This is a genomic window from Pseudomonas sp. FW300-N2F2, assembly GCF_017351655.1.
In the GTDB taxonomy this organism is placed as follows: domain Bacteria; phylum Pseudomonadota; class Gammaproteobacteria; order Pseudomonadales; family Pseudomonadaceae; genus Aquipseudomonas; species Aquipseudomonas fluorescens_AA.
The window spans coordinates 564,752-584,372 of sequence record NZ_JACNDQ010000004.1; the positions used below are offsets into that span (position 1 = coordinate 564,752).

Annotated in this window: 17 protein-coding genes; 9 read left to right on the forward strand and 8 right to left on the reverse strand. The window is 63.3% G+C overall.

Going from position 1 to position 19,621, the window contains the following annotated elements:
- The first annotated feature begins 24 nt into the window (after nucleotides 1–24).
- From J4E63_RS29195 to J4E63_RS29210, 4 genes are read left to right on the forward strand one after another with little or no spacing between them, the layout of a single operon-like run.
- Entirely contained in the window at nucleotides 25–1,122 is a 1,098-nt protein-coding gene (locus J4E63_RS29195; RefSeq protein ID WP_060740158.1) for a polyamine ABC transporter substrate-binding protein, read from the forward strand.
- Between the two features lie 59 nt (nucleotides 1,123–1,181).
- Nucleotides 1,182–2,324 (forward strand): ABC transporter ATP-binding protein, encoded by a 1,143-nt coding sequence (locus tag J4E63_RS29200; protein WP_060740159.1) that lies wholly within the window; start codon nucleotides 1,182–1,184, stop codon nucleotides 2,322–2,324.
- Entirely contained in the window at nucleotides 2,321–3,241 is a 921-nt protein-coding gene (locus tag J4E63_RS29205; protein ID WP_057449505.1) for an ABC transporter permease subunit, read from the forward strand. Before J4E63_RS29200 ends, J4E63_RS29205 begins: the two co-directional genes overlap by 4 nt.
- Nucleotides 3,238–4,125 (forward strand): ABC transporter permease subunit, encoded by an 888-nt coding sequence (locus J4E63_RS29210; protein WP_207284058.1) that lies wholly within the window; start codon nucleotides 3,238–3,240, stop codon nucleotides 4,123–4,125. Before J4E63_RS29205 ends, J4E63_RS29210 begins: the two co-directional genes overlap by 4 nt.
- Nucleotides 4,126–4,456: 331 nt before the next feature.
- On the opposite strand, the gene J4E63_RS29215 is transcribed toward J4E63_RS29210, so the two are convergent.
- From J4E63_RS29215 to J4E63_RS29225, 3 genes are all read right to left on the reverse strand, one after another.
- Nucleotides 4,457–4,798, reverse strand: a complete 342-nt coding sequence (locus tag J4E63_RS29215; protein ID WP_014340738.1) for a carboxymuconolactone decarboxylase family protein — start codon at nucleotides 4,796–4,798, stop codon at nucleotides 4,457–4,459.
- Between the two features lie 104 nt (nucleotides 4,799–4,902).
- Nucleotides 4,903–7,308 (reverse strand): penicillin acylase family protein, encoded by a 2,406-nt coding sequence (locus tag J4E63_RS29220; RefSeq protein WP_207284059.1) that lies wholly within the window; start codon nucleotides 7,306–7,308, stop codon nucleotides 4,903–4,905.
- A 101-nt stretch (nucleotides 7,309–7,409) separates the two neighbouring features.
- A complete protein-coding gene (locus tag J4E63_RS29225; RefSeq protein ID WP_207284060.1) occupies nucleotides 7,410–7,997 on the reverse strand; it encodes a DUF6436 domain-containing protein in 588 nt (195 codons plus the stop codon).
- A 108-nt stretch (nucleotides 7,998–8,105) separates the two neighbouring features.
- Between J4E63_RS29225 and J4E63_RS29230 the strand changes: the two genes are divergently transcribed.
- Nucleotides 8,106–9,053, forward strand: coding sequence for an alpha/beta hydrolase (locus J4E63_RS29230; RefSeq protein WP_207284061.1), 948 nt, complete (start codon nucleotides 8,106–8,108; stop codon nucleotides 9,051–9,053).
- A gap of 133 nt (nucleotides 9,054–9,186) precedes the next feature.
- Here the strand turns inward: J4E63_RS29230 and J4E63_RS29235 are convergent, their stop codons facing one another.
- Nucleotides 9,187–9,930 (reverse strand): DUF2059 domain-containing protein, encoded by a 744-nt coding sequence (locus tag J4E63_RS29235; RefSeq protein WP_207284062.1) that lies wholly within the window; start codon nucleotides 9,928–9,930, stop codon nucleotides 9,187–9,189.
- Nucleotides 9,931–10,070: 140 nt separating this feature from the next.
- Between J4E63_RS29235 and J4E63_RS29240 the strand changes: the two genes are divergently transcribed.
- Entirely contained in the window at nucleotides 10,071–10,703 is a 633-nt protein-coding gene (locus J4E63_RS29240) for a 2OG-Fe(II) oxygenase (protein ID WP_060740168.1), read from the forward strand.
- Nucleotides 10,704–10,705: 2 nt separating this feature from the next.
- Entirely contained in the window at nucleotides 10,706–11,197 is a 492-nt protein-coding gene (locus J4E63_RS29245; protein WP_207284063.1) for a DUF523 domain-containing protein, read from the forward strand.
- Nucleotides 11,198–11,374: 177 nt separating this feature from the next.
- Here J4E63_RS29245 and J4E63_RS29250 read toward each other — a convergent pair whose 3' ends face one another.
- Nucleotides 11,375–12,748, reverse strand: coding sequence for a GTPase/DUF3482 domain-containing protein (locus tag J4E63_RS29250; RefSeq protein WP_207284064.1), 1,374 nt, complete (start codon nucleotides 12,746–12,748; stop codon nucleotides 11,375–11,377).
- Nucleotides 12,741–14,108: a DUF2868 domain-containing protein gene (locus J4E63_RS29255; RefSeq protein WP_207284065.1), complete on the reverse strand. Its 1,368-nt coding sequence runs from the start codon at nucleotides 14,106–14,108 to the stop codon at nucleotides 12,741–12,743. The genes J4E63_RS29250 and J4E63_RS29255 overlap by 8 nt, the downstream gene beginning before the upstream one ends.
- A gap of 86 nt (nucleotides 14,109–14,194) precedes the next feature.
- Between J4E63_RS29255 and J4E63_RS29260 the strand changes: the two genes are divergently transcribed.
- Entirely contained in the window at nucleotides 14,195–14,707 is a 513-nt protein-coding gene (locus J4E63_RS29260; protein WP_060743114.1) for a dihydrofolate reductase, read from the forward strand.
- Nucleotides 14,708–14,824: 117 nt separating this feature from the next.
- On the opposite strand, the gene J4E63_RS29265 is transcribed toward J4E63_RS29260, so the two are convergent.
- Nucleotides 14,825–16,216 carry an L-cystine transporter gene (locus J4E63_RS29265; protein WP_092254381.1) on the reverse strand — a complete coding sequence of 464 codons (1,392 nt, stop codon included), beginning with the start codon at nucleotides 16,214–16,216 and terminating at the stop codon, nucleotides 14,825–14,827.
- Between the two features lie 242 nt (nucleotides 16,217–16,458).
- Between J4E63_RS29265 and J4E63_RS29270 the strand changes: the two genes are divergently transcribed.
- On the forward strand, nucleotides 16,459–17,514 hold the full coding sequence (locus J4E63_RS29270; RefSeq protein WP_060740173.1) for a phosphorylcholine phosphatase: 1,056 nt from the start codon (nucleotides 16,459–16,461) through the stop codon (nucleotides 17,512–17,514).
- Nucleotides 17,515–17,762: 248 nt separating this feature from the next.
- Here the strand turns inward: J4E63_RS29270 and ilvD are convergent, their stop codons facing one another.
- A complete protein-coding gene (gene ilvD, locus J4E63_RS29275) occupies nucleotides 17,763–19,604 on the reverse strand; it encodes a dihydroxy-acid dehydratase (RefSeq protein ID WP_207284066.1) in 1,842 nt (613 codons plus the stop codon).
- Between the last annotated feature and the right edge of the window lie 17 nt (nucleotides 19,605–19,621).

A 19,621-nucleotide genomic window follows, 5' to 3' on the forward strand; every position in this document is an offset into this window, starting at 1 on the left:
CCAACTATTTAAGAGGACCTCCACGTGCCAGTCTTTTCTTTGTTACGCAACGCCTTGCTGGTCGGCGCCGGCCTGACGCTCGCCGTCAGTGTCCAGGCCGCTTCCACCGTGCATATTTATAATTGGTCGGACTACATCGGCGAGACCACCCTGGCGGATTTCGAAAAAGCCACTGGCATCAAGCCGGTGTATGACGTGTTCGACTCCAACGAAACCCTGGAAGGCAAGTTGCTGGCCGGGCGTACCGGTTACGACGTGGTCGTGCCGTCCAACCACTTCCTGGGCAAGCAGATCAAGGCCGGGGCGTTCCAGAAGCTCGACAAGGCGCAGTTGCCCAACTACGCCAACCTCGACCCTGTGCTGCTCAAGCGCCTGGAAAAGAACGACCCGGGCAACCAGTACGCCGTGCCTTACCTCTGGGGCACCAACGGCATCGGCTATAACGTCGAGAAGATCAAGGCGGTCCTGGGCGTCGAGAAGATCGATTCGTGGGCCATGCTGTTCGAACCGGAGAACATCAAGAAGCTGTCCAGCTGCGGTGTTTCGTTCCTCGACTCGGGCGACGAAATGATCCCGGCGATGCTCAATTACCTGGGCCTGAACCCCAACAGCGAAGACCCCGAAGATTACAAGAAGGCCGAGGCGCAGCTGCTCAAGATCCGGCCTTACGTGACCTATTTCAATTCCTCCAAGTACATCTCCGACCTGGCCAATGGCGAGATCTGCGTGGCGGCCGGTTTCTCCGGCGACATCTTCCAGGCCCGTGCTCGTGCCAGCGAGGCCGGCAAGGGCGTCAACATCGCCTACGTGATTCCCAAGGAAGGCGGCAATCTCTGGTTCGACATGCTGGCGATCCCGCGCGACGCCACCAACGTCAAGCAAGCGCATGCCTTCATCAACTATGTGCTCAAGCCTGAGGTCATCGCCCAGGTCAGCGACGTTGTCGGTTATGCCAACCCGAACCCGAAGGCTGGCGAACTGATGGACCAGAAAGTACGCACCGATGAAGCGGTTTATCCACCGCAAGCGGTCGTCGACAAGCTCTACGTCAACTCCGAGTTGCCGCCCAAGATCCAACGACTCATGACCCGCAGCTGGACCAAGGTCAAGTCGGGTAAATAACCTCAACACTCTTGTTCGTCCGCGTGGGGCGAACTGCAAATTCTGTGGGAGTTTCGTAAATGGCAGTTGCCTCCGGCGCCTATAAGAAAGCCCTCGAGGGCGACCAGACACCCAAGCAGGTGCTGGTCAAAATCGACCGGGTCACGAAGAAGTTCGACGAGACGATTGCCGTGGACGACGTGTCCCTGGAAATCAAGAAAGGCGAGATCTTCGCCTTGCTCGGCGGTTCGGGATCGGGCAAATCCACCTTGCTGCGCATGCTGGCCGGTTTCGAGCGGCCCACCGAGGGGCGGATTTTCCTCGACGGTGTGGATATCACCGACATGCCGCCCTATGAGCGGCCGATCAACATGATGTTCCAGTCCTACGCCCTGTTCCCGCACATGACCGTGGCGCAGAACATCGCCTTCGGCCTGCAACAGGACAAGATCCCGAAGGCCGAGATCGATGCCCGCGTGGCGGAGATGCTCAAGCTGGTGCAGATGAGCCAGTACGCCAAGCGCAAGCCGCACCAGCTCTCCGGCGGCCAGCGCCAGCGTGTGGCCCTGGCCCGCTCCCTGGCCAAGCGGCCGAAGCTGTTGTTGCTCGACGAGCCGATGGGCGCGCTGGATAAGAAACTGCGCTCGCAGATGCAACTGGAGTTGGTGGAGATCATCGAGCGGGTTGGCGTGACCTGCGTCATGGTGACCCACGACCAGGAAGAGGCCATGACCATGGCCGAACGTATCGCGATCATGCACCTGGGCTGGATCGCCCAGATCGGCAGCCCGATCGACATCTACGAGACCCCGACCAGCCGGCTGGTCTGCGAGTTCATCGGCAACGTCAACATCTTCGAGACCGAAGTGGTGGACGACGCCGAAGGCCACGCGGTGCTGACCTGCAAGGACCTGGACCGCAACATCTACGTTGGCCACGGCATCAGCACCTCGGTGCAGGACAAGTCCGTGACCTACGCCATTCGCCCGGAAAAACTGCTGGTCACTTCCGAGCCGCCGACCTGCGAGCACAACTGGTCCAGCGGCAAGGTCCATGACATCGCCTACCTGGGCGGCCACTCGGTGTTCTACGTCGAGCTGCCGAGCGGCAAGCTGGTGCAGTCCTTCGTCGCCAACGCCGAACGCCGTGGCCAGCGCCCGACCTGGGGCGACCAGGTGTTCGTCTGGTGGGAAGACGACAGCGGCGTGGTGCTTCGCTCATGAACATGCGCAAACTCAAACGCCGACTCGATCGAATAACGCCCGGTGGCCGCCAACTGGTCATCGGGGTGCCCTTCATCTGGCTGTTCCTGTTCTTCATGCTGCCGTTCTTCATCGTCCTGAAGATCAGCTTTGCCGAAGCCGACGTGGCCATCCCGCCGTACACCGAGATCTACAGCTACGTCGACCAGAAGCTGCAGGTGCTGCTCAACCTCGCCAACTACGCGATGCTGAGCGAGGACGAGTTGTACATCGCCGCCTACCTCGGCTCGCTGAAGATGGCCCTGATCAGCACGGTCTTGTGCCTGCTAATCGGCTACCCGATGGCCTATGGCATCGCCAATGCCCGCAAAGAGATGCAGACGGTGCTGGTGCTGCTGATCATGATGCCGACCTGGACCGCGATCCTGATCCGCGTCTATGCGTGGATGGGCATCCTCAGCAACAACGGTTTGCTCAACGGCTTTTTGCTGAGCATGGGCTGGATCAGCGAACCGCTGCAGATCCTCAACACCAACCTGGCGGTGTATATCGGGGTCGTCTACTCCTATCTGCCGTTCATGATCCTGCCGTTGTACGCCAACCTGGTGAAACATGACGCCAGCCTGTTGGAAGCCGCGTCGGACCTGGGGTCGAGCACCTTCAACAGCTTCTGGAAAATCACCGTGCCGCTGTCCAAGAACGGCATCGTCGCCGGCTGCATGCTGGTGTTCATCCCCGTGGTGGGCGAGTTCGTGATCCCGGAACTGCTGGGCGGCCCGGAAACCCTGATGATCGGCAAAGTGCTGTGGCAGGAATTCTTCAATAACCGAGACTGGCCGGTGGCATCCGCCCTGGCGGTGGTGATGCTGGCGATCCTGATCGTGCCCATCATCCTGTTCAACCGCAGTCAGGCCAAAGAAATGGAGGGCAAGGAATGAAGCGCTTCAGTTTTTCAAGCCTGATGCTGGTGCTGGGTTTGCTGTTCATCTACGCACCGATGCTGATCCTGGTGATCTATTCGTTCAACGCCTCGAAACTGGTGACGGTGTGGGGCGGCTGGTCGATCAAGTGGTACGTCGGCCTGCTGGACAACAGTCAGCTGATGGGCTCGGTGGTACGCTCGCTGGAAATCGCCTGCTACACGGCGATTGCCGCGGTGGCCCTGGGGACGCTGGCGGCCTTCGTGTTGACCCGCATTACCCACTTCAAGGGCCGCACGCTGTTCGGCGGCCTGGTCACTGCGCCGCTGGTGATGCCGGAAGTCATCACCGGCCTGTCGCTGTTGCTGCTGTTCGTCGCCATGGCGCAGATGATTGGCTGGCCCCAGGAGCGTGGCATCGTCACGATCTGGATCGCCCACACCACGTTCTGCGCGGCCTATGTGGCGGTGGTGGTCTCGGCACGCTTGCGTGAGCTGGACCTGTCCATCGAAGAGGCAGCCATGGACCTGGGTGCCCGGCCGTGGAAGGTGTTCTTTTTGATCACCATCCCGATGATCGCGCCGTCACTGGCGGCGGGGGGCATGATGTCGTTCGCGTTGTCCCTGGATGACCTGGTGCTGGCGAGCTTCGTCTCCGGCCCCGGCTCGACCACCTTGCCGATGGAAGTATTCTCGGCCGTGCGCCTGGGGGTAAAACCGGAAATCAACGCCGTGGCGAGCTTGATCCTGCTGGCGGTGTCGCTGGTGACCTTCCTGGTCTGGTACTTCAGCCGCCGCGCCGAAGAGAATCGCAAGCGCGCGATCCAGCAAGCCATCGAAGAAAGCGCCGCCGACTCCTGGAAACAACCGGAAGTCCGCCGGGTCGAGACCGCACCGGTCTAACCCGACGCAGCTCTACCTGTGGGAGCGAGCTTGCTCGCGATAGCGGTGTGACAGTCGACGAAGATGTTGAATGTCAGTCCGCCTTCGCGAGCAAGCTCGCTCCCACAGTTTTTTGGGTCGCCTACAAATCCGCAGCCGAACGCAGATCCCATTGTGGGAGCGGGCTTGCTCGCGATAGCGGTGTGACAGTCGACGAAGGTGTTGAATGTCAGTCCGCCTTCGCGAGCAAGCTCGCTCCCACAGTTTTTTTGGGCGCCTACAAATCCGCAGTCGAACGCAGACCCCATTGTGGGAGCGAGCTTGCTCGCGATAGCGGTTCAGTTATCGCCGCTCATTTCTTCAGCGCGTCATGGGCCTCCAGGGCTCGCAGGGAATAGATGTACGCCGCGCCGGCATTCAATGACACGGCGGTGGCCAGGGTGGCGGCGATTTCTTCGCGGGTGGCGCCGGCCTTGATGGCGGCGTCGGTGTGTACGCCAATGCAGCCGTCACAGCGTGTGGTGATGGCCACGGCGATGGAGATCAGCTCGCGGGTCTTGGCATCGAGCACGTTGTTTTCAGCCGCGGCTTCGTCCAGGGCCATGTAGGCCTTGACCATCTTCGGATTGCTCTTGCCCAGGGCGCCAAAGGCGCTCTTGATGGTGGGCAGCAGTTCGGACCAGTTATTGAACATAGCGTTGACTCCTGTGAAAGAGGCGGGGAAGTGAGCCCCTGTAGTCTTGACCATCCGTGACGATCGAGCCCGGTTCAGTGATGAAAAAGATCGGCACGCACGGTTCAGGGCGCCCGGGCCGGCAGCAGCTTCAGGGTTGCGCGGGTATTGGCGACCACTTCTTCCTCGGCCAGGTGCGCCTGGTGATAGACCCCTTCGATGTACGCCTCGGCCTGATCCTCGTAATGCTTGTCGAACGGCACGCCGCTCTGGCCGACGGGGTTGATGGTGACGCTATGGCTGGGGTCGGCGAAGTCGATGATGCGCCGGGTCGAAGGCCCGTAGGTCACCGGCCACGGCGCCGGGCCGATTCTGGCGGAGAGGTTGTTGGGCACTTCATGGGTACCAGGGGCCGCAAATGGCCCAACGTTGAAGACACGGTCCAGCGGCTTTTGCTGACCCAGCGGATGACCATGGGTCAGGGTGTGAGCCTTGCCCCATTGCCATTGCGTGGCATCGTCGCCCAGGGTGGCCCGCAGGTGCGCCAGGCTTTTCTTCCAGGCGACGCTCACCGTGTCGGCACGGGTTTCCGTGCCCAGCGTCGTGCGGTCATCCCACCACGGTGAATCCTTCGATGCCGCCAGGCGTGGCAGGGCCGCGTCGATTACCCGGGTCGACAGCGCGGTGTCGAAGAACCCGTCACCCAGTTCATCGTGCAGGGCGGCGTCGGCCAGGTTGAACAGGAACTGGTTGAACAGCGTGGCGCTGATGGAGTCCAGCGGGTAATCGCCCGGCCATTGGGCCAGTTGTTCCACCCATTTGCGTTCCTGCGGGTCGCTGACCACTTCACGCAGCACCGGCAACAACGGCGCGAGCATGCGAGGGCCGTAGGCGGTGGTGGTGCCCAGTTGCAGCTTCTGGGTGGTTTGGATGTCCCATTTCGCCTGTTTGTCGCTGAGCTGCTGGTTGAGTTGCTGGCCGCGGTCGGCGGGGTTGTAGTAGCCCGGGATCTCGATGCCGCTGGCCGGCACCGGCTGAAAGTTGGCCGAGACGATGTAGCCCCGTGCCGGGTTCTCTTCCTGGGGGTTGCTGCTGAACGGGTAGAAGCCTTCCTTTTCCGACTCCGGGCTGCTGCCATCGAGGATGAACGCGGGTTTCACGCCGGCGGGGCGCTTGGGCAGTAGCGCGGCGGCCCACCAACCGATATCGCCCTTGGCGTTGGCCCACACCACGTTCAGCCCCGGCGCGTGGATCTGGGCCGAGGCGCCACGGGCCTTGACCAGGGTATCGGCGCGGTTGAGCTGGTAAAAGGCGTCGAGGATCGGGTTGCGACTTTCCAGGAACCCCCACCACATGGCGACCGGGGTCTTGCCGGCGTTCGCACCGAGGACATCGTTGACGATCGGGCCGTGGGGCGACTGGCGCAGCACCAGCCTCACCGGCGCCTGGCCCTTGACCGCGATCTGCTGTTCGCTGCGGGTCATGTCCACCCATTGGCCGCGGTACCAGACCTGCTCGGGATTGTCCGGGTTGACCTTCTCGGCGATCAGGTCCAGGTCGTCGTTCTGGAACATGGTGATGCTCCAGCCGAAATCCTTGTTCATGCCCAGCGTGGCGAAGGGCATCAAGGCCTGATAGTGCCCGTAGAGTTCGAAACCCGGCGCGGACAGGTGCGCCTCGTACCACACCGACGGCGTGGAAAAACGGATATGCGGGTCGCCCGCCAGCAACGGCTTGCCGCTGTGGGTACGGCTGCCGGCGACCGCCCAGGCGTTACTGCCCTCGAACTGCGGCAGGCCGTTTTCCGCCAGGGCCTGTTCGCTCAGGCGGGCCAGGGCATTGAGGTCTTTCCAGTCGGCGGCGGCCAGGGCCAGGCCGCGCTTGGGACCGTCGGCCAGCACACCCTGGGGCTGCCAGTCGAGGTCGAAGATGTTCAGGTAATCGGCGCCCAGTTGATCGCGCACGTAGGTCAGCAGCGGTTCGGTACGAAAGGCCGCCGCGAAGCTGTAGGCCATGTAGCCGGTGATGCTTACGGTGTCTTCCGCTGTAAAGGGGCGCTTGGGAATGCCCAGCACATCGAACTCCACGGGCCGGGTGTGGCTGTCCTGGTAGGCATTGATGCCGTCCAGGTAGGCCTGCATGGCGACCCAGGCCGGGGATTGCGGGTCTTGTTCGGTCACATAGGCCGCGGCGCGTTCGCGAATGCGCAGGCTGCGCATCAGTTTGTCGGTGTCCAGCAGCTTCGGTCCCAGCACCTCGGCCAGTTCGCCCCGGGCGAGACGACGCATGATCTCCATCTGGAACAGCCGGTCCTGGGCATGGACATAGCCGAGGGCGCGGTACAGGTCGGTTTCGTTCTCGGCGCGGATATGCGGCACACCACGTTCGTCGTAGCGCACCGTCACCGAGCCCTGCAGCCCTTGCACCTGCATCGTGCCCTGGCGGGTGGGCTGCTTGCTATAGAGGTAGCCGCCCGCGACGATGATCGCGGTGACCATCAATGACAGGAAGGCGATGAGGGTGCGTTTCATGGTGATTCCTTATTCTGATGACAGCGGTTCCATGGTCTCGCTGTTGATTCCCTGTTTAGCATGCCACTGCTTTCCTGCGCATCGCCCCTCGGAGGGATTACTTATTCTTTGGCAGATGTGTCCTTGTCCCACGGACAATAACAACCCACCGCCATCGTATGGGTCGCATTGACCGTCCGACCAGCGCTCAACGCCTCGAGAATCGGCTCGATGAAGCTGTTGCTCGAATTGCAGGTCAAGCCTTCACTGTAAGGGCCGAAGTACGCCAACTGGCCGCTGCGATCCCAGATCGCCACCGCTGGGCTGGCAGGAATCTGGCTTGAACCCGGAAGCGTCGGGAGGGTTTTCAGGCTGTTCAAGGTGGCTGGCAGTTGACCTTGGCTGCCGGCTTTTTGCACGGCATAAAACTCAACGCCTTGCGGTACATACTTATCGATCAGTTCGGCAAGGTGCTGCTGGTTGCCAACGTTGCACGGGCACGCCGGGTCCCAGAAATGCACCAGGCGGATCGCGCCAGGGCCGGCCAGGTCGGCGGGCAGGCGCAGAGGGTCGCCGGAAAACACCGCGGTGTGTTGACTGAAGGCCCGCAGGAAACGGCCCTGGAACCAGTCGTAGGCCACCCACAAGACGACGGCGCATCCGAGGGCAAGCAGGCTGGCAAGCAAGGTCGTGCGGTGGGTCGGGCGCATGGAGTCGATCCTCTGAAGCCGCGTAGCTTGCCATGCTTGCCGCGACAGATGAATATCGCAGGCCTGTAAAGTCTGTTTCGCGCAATGCGCCCATGCCTGGAAACCTTGATGCCTGCCACTTTCGACCCCGATCTCCTGCGTGCCAGCCTGCAACCGCTGGCCCAGTGGCAAGCCCTGTCCGAGCAAGCCCGGGCTTACCAGCGGTTCTATGGGCTGGATTTTCCCCAGCGCAGTGTGCGCAAAGGGTTGGGGCGTTTCGAGGTGGGCGGGTATGAGGTCGTCAGTCAGGTCTGGTGGCCGGAAAAGGCCGTGGCGACGTTGTTTGTGTTCCACGGTTACTACGACCACATGGGGTTGTACCGGCACTTGATCGAGTGGGCCCTGGAGCAGAAGTTCGCGGTGATCGCCTGCGACCTGCCGGGCCATGGCCTGTCCAGCGGCGAACGCGCCAGTATCGAGGATTTCGCCGAGTACCAGGCCACCTTGCAGGGGCTGTTGGCCGAGGCCGCGACGCTGGACCTGCCGCACCCCTGGCACCTGTGCGGGCAGAGCACCGGCGGGGCGATCGTGGTCGATCACGTGCTCAACCACGGGGCGCAGAGTCCGGCCCAGGGCCAGGTCATCCTGCTGTCACCCCTGGTGCGGCCACGGGCCTGGGGCTGGTCGCGCCTGAGTTATTACTTGCTCAAGCCGTTCGTGACGGGTATCGCCCGGCGTTTCAGCGAGAACTCCACCGACCCGCAGTTCCTGCCATTCCTGCAAGCCGACCCGCTGCAGCCGCTGCGCCTGCCTACTGCCTGGGTGGGGGCATTGGCGCAATGGATCAAGCGTATCGAAGCGGCCCCGAGCAGCCCGCGCCAGCCCTTGATCGTGCAGGGGCAGGCGGACATGACGGTGGATTGGGTGCACAACCTGCAAGTGCTGCGCGCAAAGTTCGACCGGCCGCAGGTGTTGATGTTACCTGAAGGACGGCATCACCTGGCGAACGAGGCCTTGGCGTTGCGGCAGGAGATGTTTGGGTTCTTGAGTAAGCGGATGAGTCGGTTTCGGGGTTGACCTGGATATAGCTATCGCGAGCAGGCTCGCTCCCACAGGGGGATTGGGTGAAATCGAATATTGCGATCGGCCACGATCCAATGTGGGAGCGAGCCTGCTCGCGATGGCGTAATCCCAGGCACTGGAGTTCTATCTACTGCCCCAGATTCTGCCCCACCGCCAACCCCGCCCGGATCGCCGCCAAAGCCGCCTGGTAATAAGCCTGGCCCTCGGCCGATTCGGCGAAGGTGGCAAACTCTTCCAGCTCGGTATCCGACAGGTCACGGTAGACGTACAACAACGTGTTGTTCAGGTCCGCGCCGATCTGTTCCATCAGTCGCTGGCGCTGGCCGTTGAGCATGCCTTGGGCCTGGCCGGCCCCCAGCAGGCCGGGGATCATCGAACTCAGGCTGTCGGCCGCCACGCCGGCGATCGCCAGGCTGACTTCGGCGCCGGCTTCGCGGGCGGGCAGGGCCTGGGCCAGGTGGCCGATGATCAACAGGCGGTTGTCGCTGGCTTGCATCTTCGGCAGGCCCTTGGCGTTTTTCGCCAATTGATCGCGCCGGGTCGCCAGCAACTCGGCCGCCACGACCTTGCGGCCCAGGGGCGACTGGAAAAAGGCCAGGGCCGGGTTCGGGTCTCGAAGCTTGCTGCGTATTTGTGCCTCGGCCCGCTGGTCCATGGCCTGGGGGGCGAAACGTTGATTGCTGTTGTTGACCAGGGCCTGGAACACCGCCGGCGGCAGGCTGCTCTGATAGCGCTGCTGGGCGGCGTTCAAGGCATCATTGAAATGCGCCCGCTGTTCCGGCCAGCCGGCGACCTTGTACAACTGGTCGTAGCTGTCTGCCCAGGCGGGCAAAACGCAGAACATCAACAGTGAGAAAAGCAAACGGCGCATAGGGACTCCTGTCAGCAGCCGACTATTCTCCGTGGGGTGTGGGGTCTTGTCGAGAATTCGTATCAAGTTCGTACGGTGGTGCTATCCGACGCAGCGAACCCGCTGCGTGGCGCTGTCGGTTTTGCAGGCACAGGCATACTATGCGCGCCATGCAAATACCTTCTGATCACCCACTGCTGTTACGTATCGTCGACGACCTGGCCGAGCGCGGCTGGTCGCAGCAGAACCTCTTCCTGCCGGACGCGCTGACCCGTGCCCTGGCGGCCGAATGCCGCCAGCGTGCCGCCGAGGGCGAGCTGGCTCCGGCAGCGGTCGGGCGGGGGCCGTTCTCGGAGATTCGCGAAGGCATTCGGGGTGATCGCATCCAGTGGATCGAACCCGGCCAGGCGCCAGCCTGCGACCGTTACCTGGGGTTGATGGACAGCCTGCGCGAGGCGATGAATCGCGGGTTGTTCCTGGGGCTGGAGGATTTCGAAAGCCATTTCGCCCTGTACCCGCCCGGTGCGTTCTACCTCAAGCACGTCGACCGCTTCCGCGATGATGACCGACGCGCGGTGTCTGCGGTGCTCTACCTCAATGACGATTGGCTGCCGGAGCACGGCGGCCAGTTGCGCATGTATCTGGAGGATGGCGTGGAGCGTGACGTGGTGCCCATCGGCGGTTGCCTGGTGGTGTTCCTGTCGGGGGACATCCCCCACGAAGTACTGCCAGCCACCCGGGATCGCCTGTCCTTGACGGGGTGGTTCCGGCGCCGCGGCAACGAGTTGTTCTGACGATGGAAAAGATCCTGGTCAGTCGCTGCCTGCTCGGCCATCGCGTGCGCTACGACGGCGGTGCCAGCGGGCCGTTCGATCAGCTTCAGCACTGGCTCGACGAAGGCCGGATCGTGGCGCTGTGCCCGGAAGTCGCCGGCGGCCTGCCCACGCCTCGGGCGGCGGCGGAGATTCCTGGCGGGCAGGGCGGGCAAGTGCTCGACGGCCACGCAGCAGTGATCACTACCGACGGTGAAGATGTCAGTGCGCAGTTTTTGTCAGGCGCGTATCAAGCGCTGGAACAGGTGCGTGAACACGGCATCCGTATCGCTGTGCTCAAGGCCAACAGCCCGTCGTGCGGCAATCTGCTGACCTATGACGGGACGTTCAGCGGTGTGAAGGTCAGTGGCGAAGGCGTGACGGCGGCGTTGCTCAAGCGCCATGGGGTGCAAGTGTTCAGTGAGCTGGAGTTGGCTGAAGCGGCTTTGGCGCTCAAGGCCTTGAACAACGATTGATGGATTGCTTTTGTGGCGAGGGAGCTTGCTCCCGCTGGGCCACGAAGTGGCCCCGAAATGCTGAAGCGCGGTAGGCCTGACACACCAAGGTGTCAGGTTTTGGGGTTGCTTCGCAACCCAGCGGGAGCAAGCTCCCTCGCCACAGGGCTGTGTACTTGGCACAAGGTTTTGTGTCGCTTAGAGCTGCTCGGCCAACTGCTCGATCTGCTCCTGGCGTTCTGCCTGGCTCAACCGCGCCTGGGGATTGAGGGATGACCATTGTGGATGCGCCCGGGCCTTGTTCAGGGCGTCGGGCAGCTTGCCTTCGCGCCAGGTCTTGTCCTGGGGCGTGGCGATGCGGATGCTGTCCATCGCCGCGTGGCCGCGCAGGTTGAGGGCTTGCAGCAATTGTCGTTGACGCAGGGCCAGCAGTCGCAGCACGCCATCGTCCACCGTCAGTTCCCGTTGCCCCTTGAGCTTGCCCATCAGCCGGTTGCCGTAGCTGCGGGCGGTTTGCAGGGTGCCGCCGACAATGGCTCCGGCCAGGGCGGCGGCACCGAGGGTCAGGCCGCCCACCAGCAAGTCCACGCCGGCACCGGCCGCCGCCCCTGCCGCGATTCCGCCGCCGACGCGTACACCCAGTTGCTTGAGGGTTTCAGGGTTGAACAAATCATCGCCCCAGCGTCCGTCGAGCAGCGGCAGGTCGCTGGCGGCAGCGTCCTGGGGGCGGAACGCGTAGAGCTTGAGCAAGGCTTCGACGCAACGCTGTTCGCGCTGACGCACCGCGTTGCGCAGCTCACTGATGGCCTCGCGTTCCAGCTCGGCATCACTGGCCACGCTGCGTCGGCAGGCAGCGCAGTCGATCAGCAATTCGGCGATCAAGCGCGCCGCGCTCTGCTGGCGGGCCAGGCGTTGGGCCTGTTGGTCGGCGACCAGTCGCTCCAGTTGCCCACGGGCGCTTTCCAGCAACAACGCGAGGCTTTCATACAGGCGCCGCTCGCCGTCCTCGGGCGGGGCGACGCTGTCAAAGCGCACCAGGGCGTGCAGCCCCAATCGCGCCAGGGCTTCGCGCCAGTCGGGCTCGCGATGGTGGGCGCTGCTGACGAAATTCAACACCGGCAGCAGCGGTTTGCCACAACTGGCGAGGACTTCCAATTCATCGCGGTACTTGGCCAACACCGGCTCGCGGGCATCGATCACATACAGCCCGGCGTCGCTGGCGAGCAGTTGTCGTAGCACCTTGGCTTCCTGTTCGAAGCGTTGCCGCGCCTCGCTGCCCTCGAGGAAGCGAGCCAGGCGCGCCGGGCCGTCCAGGCGTTCGCCAGGGCGCTCCAAGCGCTCGAGGTAATCGAGCAGGGCGATGGCGTCTTCCAGGCCCGGCGTGTCGTACAGCTCCAGCAGCGCTTCGCCGTCCACCGACAAACGTGCGCCCTCGACGTGCCGGGTGGTGCTCGGACGGTGGGATACCTCGCCGAAGCCGACGTCCCGAGTCAGGGTTCGTAGCAGGGAGGTCTTGCCGACGTTGGTATGGCCGACCACGGCCAGCTTCAATGGCTTCATGGGTTCAGTCATGGCCGGTCTCCAGCCAGTTCAAGGGCATGCAGTCGGCGAAGGGTAGCTGCAACTGCTGAAGCGCGTTGTGCCAGTCGCCCAGGCGTTCAGCGTCCAGGGCTTCGCCGGGCGGCGCCTGCAACAGCCAGACGCGGGTGGCGCTGGCGCTGCGGGCCAGCTCGGCGATCAGCGCCAGGCTGCCCCGGTCTGGTGAGCGGCGTGGGTCACAGGCAATGGCCAGGCGTGCGGGCGGAAAGCGCGACAGTTGTTCCAGGAGTTTGTGGCGCGACTCGCGGCTGTCGAGAATGCCGGCGCTTTTCACGGTTTCGGGCAGTTTGGGCGGCCAGGGCCGATCGTCCAGTTCGATCGCCACCAGCAGCGCGCCGTCGCTGTCCATCGCGCCGACGGCACTTTCGATGGGGTGCAACTGCGCGGGCGCGGCGTCGTTGACGCCCAGGCGCTCGCTGCTGGGCATCAGCCGTTCACGCAATTGGGCGTAGCCCGGCAGGTTCAAATCCAGGTGCAATGTGGCGCGACCGCGTCGCCAGCGCCACAGGCACAGCAACGCCAGGCCCAGGCGCGGCAGCACGCCATAGACCAGCAGCACGCCGACCAGCCAGGCGGCCCAGGCCTGGCGGGCGCTCTCGATGGCCAGGGCGCCGTCGCCGCTGGCGCGGATCATCTCCACCGTCGGCACACTGAAGCCCAACAGGGCAGGCAGCGCGCCGAGGCCTCGGGTCATGGCGACGAAGGTCTCGCTGCCGAGGAGGGTGGTTTCCCAGACAAAGCCATAACGCCGGGTCGCCATCAGCATCAGTAGGATGACCAGCGCGCTGAGCATCGCCAGCAACCACACGCCGTTGACCAGCGCACCGAGGGCCCAGCGATTGAGCTTGTGCCGTTGCAGCAACAGCAGCAGGGCCGGCGCCAGTTGGGCGGCCTTGGCATCACGGGCGAGTTTTTCGCTGAGCCACAGCCACAGGCGCCCCAGCGCTGCACCTTGCTCGCCCGCGAAGATCAGGCCCAGGACCCAACCGACGAGCAGGATCAGGTTCAGCCCCAAAAGACTGCCCAGTGCCCAGAACACATTGACCGGTGCCTGGCCGTCGCCGAGGGCGGCGAACCCGAGGCCGGCGCCGCTGATGATGGCGAGCACCGCCAGCACGATCAGCGCCAGGCGTGCCCCTTGCAGCCAATGGCGCAGGGCTTGGGTGAGGCCATCGCGCTCGGCCAGCCAGCGGGCGCGGTGGCGGATGCGGGTGGAAAGATCGCCGCCTGCCGCGCGGGCCAGGCGATTGGCTTCCTGGTCCTCGAGGGGGCCGGCGTGCTCTTCACGCAGGCGGATCGTCTCGGTCAACCAGAGGTTCTGCAGTGCTGTCACGGGGGCTTCCGTTGCTCGAATGAGGGTTGAGCATAACCGCTGTGATGCCTGTCGGGGTACGCCGGGCCTCTGGTATCCTCGCGGCCATGAACAAAACTCTCCCCTTAAGCCTGATCGCAGCCCTCGGTGAAAACCGCGTGATCGGCGTCGACAACAGCATGCCCTGGCACCTGCCGGGGGATTTCAAATACTTCAAGGCCACCACCTTGGGCAAGCCGATCATCATGGGACGCAAGACCTGGGATTCCCTCGGCCGACCGCTGCCGGGGCGCTTGAACATCGTGGTCAGTCGCCAGCCGGACCTGGTGCTGGAAGGCGCGGAAGTGTTTTCCACCCTGGAGGCCGCAGTGGCGCGGGCCGAGGCCTGGGCGCTTGAGCAGGGCGTCGATGAGCTGATGTTGATCGGCGGCGCCCAGCTGTACGCCCAGGCCCTGGCGCAGGCGGATCGACTGTACCTGACCCGCGTGGCGCTGAGCCCGGAGGGGGATGCCTGGTTTCCGGAATTTGATTCGAGCCAGTGGGAATTGGTCTCGAACCAGCCGAACCCGGCGGAAGGGGACAAGCCGGCCTACAGCTTTGAGGTGTGGGAGAAGCTGTAAGCCCTGTGGGAACATGTCTGTGGAAGCATGGCTTGCCCGCGATGAAAGCGACGCGGTCTTCCATGGACCGAGGCGCCCGGATCGCGAGCAAGCTTTGCTCCCACAAGTGTCAGGCCATCAAGCGTGCACCAACTCCCCATGCTCCTCGGCATCGAGCAAGGCCTTGTCAGTCTGCTGCATCACCTGGCTGGTAATCGCCCCGGCAGTGATCGAGCCACTGACGTTCAACGCCGTACGGCCCATGTCGATCAATGGCTCGACGGAAATCAGCAAGGCGACCAGCGCGACCGGCAAGCCCATGGCCGGCAGCACGATCAGCGCGGCGAACGTCGCGCCGCCACCGACCCCGGCCACCCCGGCTGAACTCAACGTCACGATCGCCACCAGCGTCGCGATCCAGACCGGATCCAGCGGGTTGATGCCCACGGTCGGCGCGACCATCACCGCGAGCATGGCCGGATAAAGGCCGGCGCAACCGTTCTGGCCGATGGTGGCGCCGAACGAGGCGCTGAAGCTGGCAATCGCCCGTGGGATGCCGAGGCGGCTGGTCTGGGCTTCGATGCTCAACGGGATGGTGGCGGCGCTGGAGCGGCTGGTGAAGGCGAAGGTCAGCACCGGCCAGATCTTGCGGAAGAAGCGCAACGGGTTGATCCCGGCAGCGGACACCAACAGGCCATGGACCACGAACATCAGGCCCAGGCCGAGGTACGACACCACGACAAAACTGCCGAGCTTGATGATGTCTTGCAGGTTGGAGCCGGCCACCACCTTGGTCATCAGCGCCAGCACACCGTACGGCGTCAGCTTCATCACCAGGCGCACCAGGCGCGTCACCCAGCTTTGCAGGGTGTCGATGGCGTTGATCACTTTCTGGCCTTTCTCCACGTCATCCTTGAGCAACTGCAACGCCGCGACACCGAGGAACGCGGCGAAGATCACCACGCTGATGATCGATGTCGGCTTGGCCCGCGCCAGGTCGGCAAAGGGGTTTTGCGGAATGAACGAAAGCAGCAGTTGCGGGATGTTCAGGTCGGCGACCTTACCGGCGTAGTCGCTCTGGATCACTTGCAGGCGCGCCAGTTCCTGGGTACCGGCCACCAGGCCTTCGGCGGTGAGGCCGAACAGGTTGGTCAGGCCGATGCCGATCAGCGCGGCGATGGCGGTGGTGAACAGCAGCGTGCCAATGGTCAGGAAGCTGATCTTGCCCAGGGACGAGGCGTTATGCAGGCGGGCCACGGCGCTGAGGATCGAAGCGAAGACCAGCGGGATCACGATCATTTGCAGCAATTGCACGTAGCCGTTGCCCACCAGGTCGAACCAGCCGATCGAGGCCTTGAGGACCGGATTGCCGGCGCCATAAATCGTGTGCAGGGCGATGCCGAACACCACGCCCAGCACCAGTGCCAGCAGCACCTTCCTGGCCAGGCTCCAGGTGCTATGACGGGTTTGCGCCAGGCCGAACAGCAAGGCGAGGAATACCAGCAGATTGAGGATCAGCGGCAGATTCATCAAAAGAGCTCCATCAGACTTGTGCCAGTCGCCTGAAGCCGCGACTGCGAACCGGGGAGCCTAACAGCCTGATAACTAATGAATTAATACTAAAAAAGCATGTAGATTGTCGTTTATGGAATAAGGCAATGACGTTTACGGATACGCGGCTGGCGTGATCACGATGTAAGCGGTCGCCCACAGGCGAGGACTGTCACAAGCATTTGTTAGCGTCGGATTCTTTGAACCCGGGAGAAATGCCGATGAAACTCGCACCTCGTTTTCTCGCTGTCGCCTTGAGTCTTGGCCTCGCTGGCCAGGTGCTCGCCACCGAACTCAAGCACTGGCCGGCGGAACAGGCCAAGGCCCTGGACGCGATGATCGCGGCCAATGCCAACAAGGGTAACTACGCGGTGTTCGACATGGACAACACCAGTTACCGCTACGACCTTGAGGAGTCGTTGTTGCCGTTCATGGAGAACAAGGGCCTCATCACCCGCGAAAGCCTGGACCCGTCCTTGAAGCTGATGCCGTTCAAGGACACGGCCGACCACAAGGAAAGCCTGTTCAGTTATTACTACCGCCTGTGCGAAGTGGATGACATGGTCTGCTATCCGTGGGTGGCCCAAGTGTTCTCGGGCTTTACGCTCAAGGAGCTCAAGGGCTATGTCGATGAGCTGATGGCGTCCGGCAAGCCGGTGCCGACCACCTATTACGATGGCGACAAGGTGGTCCAGTACAACGTCAACCCGCCGAAAGTCTTCACCGGCCAGGCCGAGCTGTACAACAAGCTGATGGAAAACGGCATCGAGGTCTATGTCATGACCGCCGCTTCCGAAGAACTGGTACGCATGGTCGCCGCGGACCCGAAATACGGCTACAACCTCAAGCCGCAGAACGTGATTGGCGTGACCACGTTGCTCAAGGACCGCAAGACCGGCGAACTGACCACCGCCCGCAAGCAGATCACCGCGGGTAAATATGACGAGAAGGCCAACCTCGGCCTGGAATACACGCCTTACCTGTGGACCCCGGCGACCTGGATGGCCGGCAAGCACGCGGCGATCCTGACGTACATCGATGAATGGAAAAAACCGGTGCTGGTGGCCGGCGACACGCCGAGCAGTGACGGCTACATGCTGTTCCACGATGTGGACGTGGCCAAGGGCGGGATTCACCTGTGGGTCAACCGCAAGGACAAATACATGACCCAGATCAACGGCATGATGGCCAAGCACGCCGCGGCCCAGGCCAAGGAAGGACTGCCGGTGACGGCGGACAAGAACTGGGTGATCGTCAAGCCGGAAGATATCCAGTAACACGGCATCAAAGAGGCAAGGTATTGCCTTTGTGGCGAGGGAGCTTGCTCCCGCTGGGCCGCGAAGCGGCCCCAAAACCTCCAAGTGCGGAGCATCAGGCACACCGCACCCGCCGGTTTACGACTGCTTCGCAGCCGAGCGGGAGCAAGCTCCCTCGCCACGGGGAATCATGTGGTTCCAGAGTTCGAACAGGCGCTAAAAAAATGCCCCGCACTTGGCGGGGCTTTTTTTATTGCGACTAACGACGCTTACAGACCGTCAAGCATCGCCTTGTTACGTACCGCACCCTTGTCGGCGCTGGTGGCGAGCAGGGCGTAGGCCTTGAGGGCCGTGGTGACTTTGCGCGGACGCACTTCCACCGGCTTCCAGCCCTTGTTGTCCTGTTCGATGCGGCGCCCGGCCAGTTCTTCGTCGCTGATCAACAGGTTGATCGAGCGGTTCGGAATGTCGATCAGGACCTTGTCGCCATCGCGCACCAGGCCGATGGCACCGCCAGCCGCCGCTTCCGGCGAAGCGTGGCCGATGGACAGGCCCGAGGTGCCGCCGGAGAACCGGCCATCGGTCAGCAAGGCGCAGGCTTTGCCCAGGCCTTTGGACTTCAGGTAGGACGTCGGGTAGAGCATTTCCTGCATGCCCGGGCCGCCTTTCGGACCTTCGTAGCGAATGATCACGATGTCGCCGGCCTTCACTTCGTCGGCGAGGATGCCGCGCACGGCGCTGTCCTGGCTTTCGAAAATCTTCGCGTTGCCTTCGAACACATGGATCGACTCGTCGACGCCGGCGGTCTTCACCACGCAGCCATCCAGGGCGATGTTGCCGTAGAGCACGGCCAGGCCGCCCTCCTGGGAGTACGCGTGCTCGACGCTACGGATGCAGCCATTTTCACGGTCGTCGTCCAGGGTTTCCCAGCGGGTCGACTGGCTGAACGCGGTTTGCGTCGGGATGCCCGCCGGGCCGGCCTTGAAGAAGTGATGCACGGCCTCGTCGCTGGTCTGGGTGATGTCCCACCTGGCGATGGCCTCGGCCATGCTCTTGCTGTGCACGGTCGGCAGGTCGGTGTGCAACAGGCCGCCACGGGCCAGGGAGCCGAGGATGCTGAAGATCCCGCCGGCACGGTGCACATCTTCCATGTGGTACTTCTGGATGTTCGGCGCGACCTTGCACAGTTGCGGCACGTGGCGGGACAGGCGGTCGATGTCGCGCAGGTCGAAATCGATCTCGGCTTCCTGGGCCGCGGCCAGCAAGTGCAGGATGGTGTTGGTGGAACCGCCCATGGCGATGTCCAGGGTCATGGCGTTTTCGAACGCCTTGAAGTTGGCGATGTTGCGCGGCAACACCGACTCGTCGTTTTCGCCGTAGTAGCGCTTGCACAGCTCGACGATGGTCCGGCCGGCCTGCAGGAACAACTGCTCGCGATCGCTGTGGGTGGCGAGGGTCGAACCGTTGCCCGGCAGGGCCAGGCCCAGGGCTTCAGTCAGGCAGTTCATCGAGTTGGCGGTGAACATGCCGGAGCACGAACCGCAGGTCGGGCAGGCGCTGCGCTCGTATTCGGCAACCTTCTCGTCAGAGGCGCTGGAGTCGGCGGCGATCACCATGGCATCGACCAGGTCGAGGCCGTGGCTGGCGAGCTTGGTCTTGCCGGCTTCCATCGGGCCGCCGGAAACGAAGATCACCGGGATGTTCAGGCGCAGGGCGGCCATGAGCATACCCGGGGTGATCTTGTCGCAGTTGGAAATGCACACGATGGCGTCGGCGCAGTGGGCGTTGACCATGTACTCGACGGAGTCGGCGATGATCTCGCGGCTCGGCAGCGAATACAGCATGCCGTCGTGGCCCATGGCGATGCCGTCGTCCACGGCGATGGTGTTGAATTCCTTGGCAACGCCGCCGACGCGTTCGATTTCCCGGGCAACCAGTTGGCCGAGGTCCTTGAGGTGGACGTGGCCGGGTACGAACTGGGTGAAGGAGTTGGCAATGGCGATGATCGGCTTCTTGAAGTCGTCATCCTTCATCCCCGTGGCGCGCCACAAGGCACGGGCGCCGGCCATGTTGCGGCCATGGGTGGATGTTTTCGAGCGGTAATCAGGCATGGAGCACTCCGGGCGGC

Excerpts from the sequence above, each read along its gene's own strand:
- J4E63_RS29200 (WP_060740159.1), top strand. The coding sequence starts at position 1,182 with ATGGCAGTTGCCTCCGGCGCCTATAAGAAAGCCCTCGAGGGCGACCAG.
- J4E63_RS29205 (WP_057449505.1), top strand. The coding sequence starts at position 2,321 with ATGAACATGCGCAAACTCAAACGCCGACTCGATCGAATAACGCCCGGT.
- J4E63_RS29210 (WP_207284058.1), top strand. The coding sequence starts at position 3,238 with ATGAAGCGCTTCAGTTTTTCAAGCCTGATGCTGGTGCTGGGTTTGCTG.
- J4E63_RS29215 (WP_014340738.1), bottom strand. The coding sequence starts at position 4,798 with ATGTTCAATAACTGGTCCGAACTGCTGCCCACCATCAAGAGCGCCTTT.
- J4E63_RS29220 (WP_207284059.1), bottom strand. The coding sequence starts at position 7,308 with ATGAAACGCACCCTCATCGCCTTCCTGTCATTGATGGTCACCGCGATC.
- J4E63_RS29225 (WP_207284060.1), bottom strand. The coding sequence starts at position 7,997 with ATGCGCCCGACCCACCGCACGACCTTGCTTGCCAGCCTGCTTGCCCTC.
- J4E63_RS29230 (WP_207284061.1), top strand. The coding sequence starts at position 8,106 with ATGCCTGCCACTTTCGACCCCGATCTCCTGCGTGCCAGCCTGCAACCG.
- J4E63_RS29235 (WP_207284062.1), bottom strand. The coding sequence starts at position 9,930 with ATGCGCCGTTTGCTTTTCTCACTGTTGATGTTCTGCGTTTTGCCCGCC.
- J4E63_RS29240 (WP_060740168.1), top strand. The coding sequence starts at position 10,071 with ATGCGCGCCATGCAAATACCTTCTGATCACCCACTGCTGTTACGTATC.
- J4E63_RS29245 (WP_207284063.1), top strand. The coding sequence starts at position 10,706 with ATGGAAAAGATCCTGGTCAGTCGCTGCCTGCTCGGCCATCGCGTGCGC.
- J4E63_RS29250 (WP_207284064.1), bottom strand. The coding sequence starts at position 12,748 with ATGACTGAACCCATGAAGCCATTGAAGCTGGCCGTGGTCGGCCATACC.
- J4E63_RS29260 (WP_060743114.1), top strand. The coding sequence starts at position 14,195 with ATGAACAAAACTCTCCCCTTAAGCCTGATCGCAGCCCTCGGTGAAAAC.
- J4E63_RS29265 (WP_092254381.1), bottom strand. The coding sequence starts at position 16,216 with ATGAATCTGCCGCTGATCCTCAATCTGCTGGTATTCCTCGCCTTGCTG.
- J4E63_RS29270 (WP_060740173.1), top strand. The coding sequence starts at position 16,459 with ATGAAACTCGCACCTCGTTTTCTCGCTGTCGCCTTGAGTCTTGGCCTC.
- ilvD (WP_207284066.1), bottom strand. The coding sequence starts at position 19,604 with ATGCCTGATTACCGCTCGAAAACATCCACCCATGGCCGCAACATGGCC.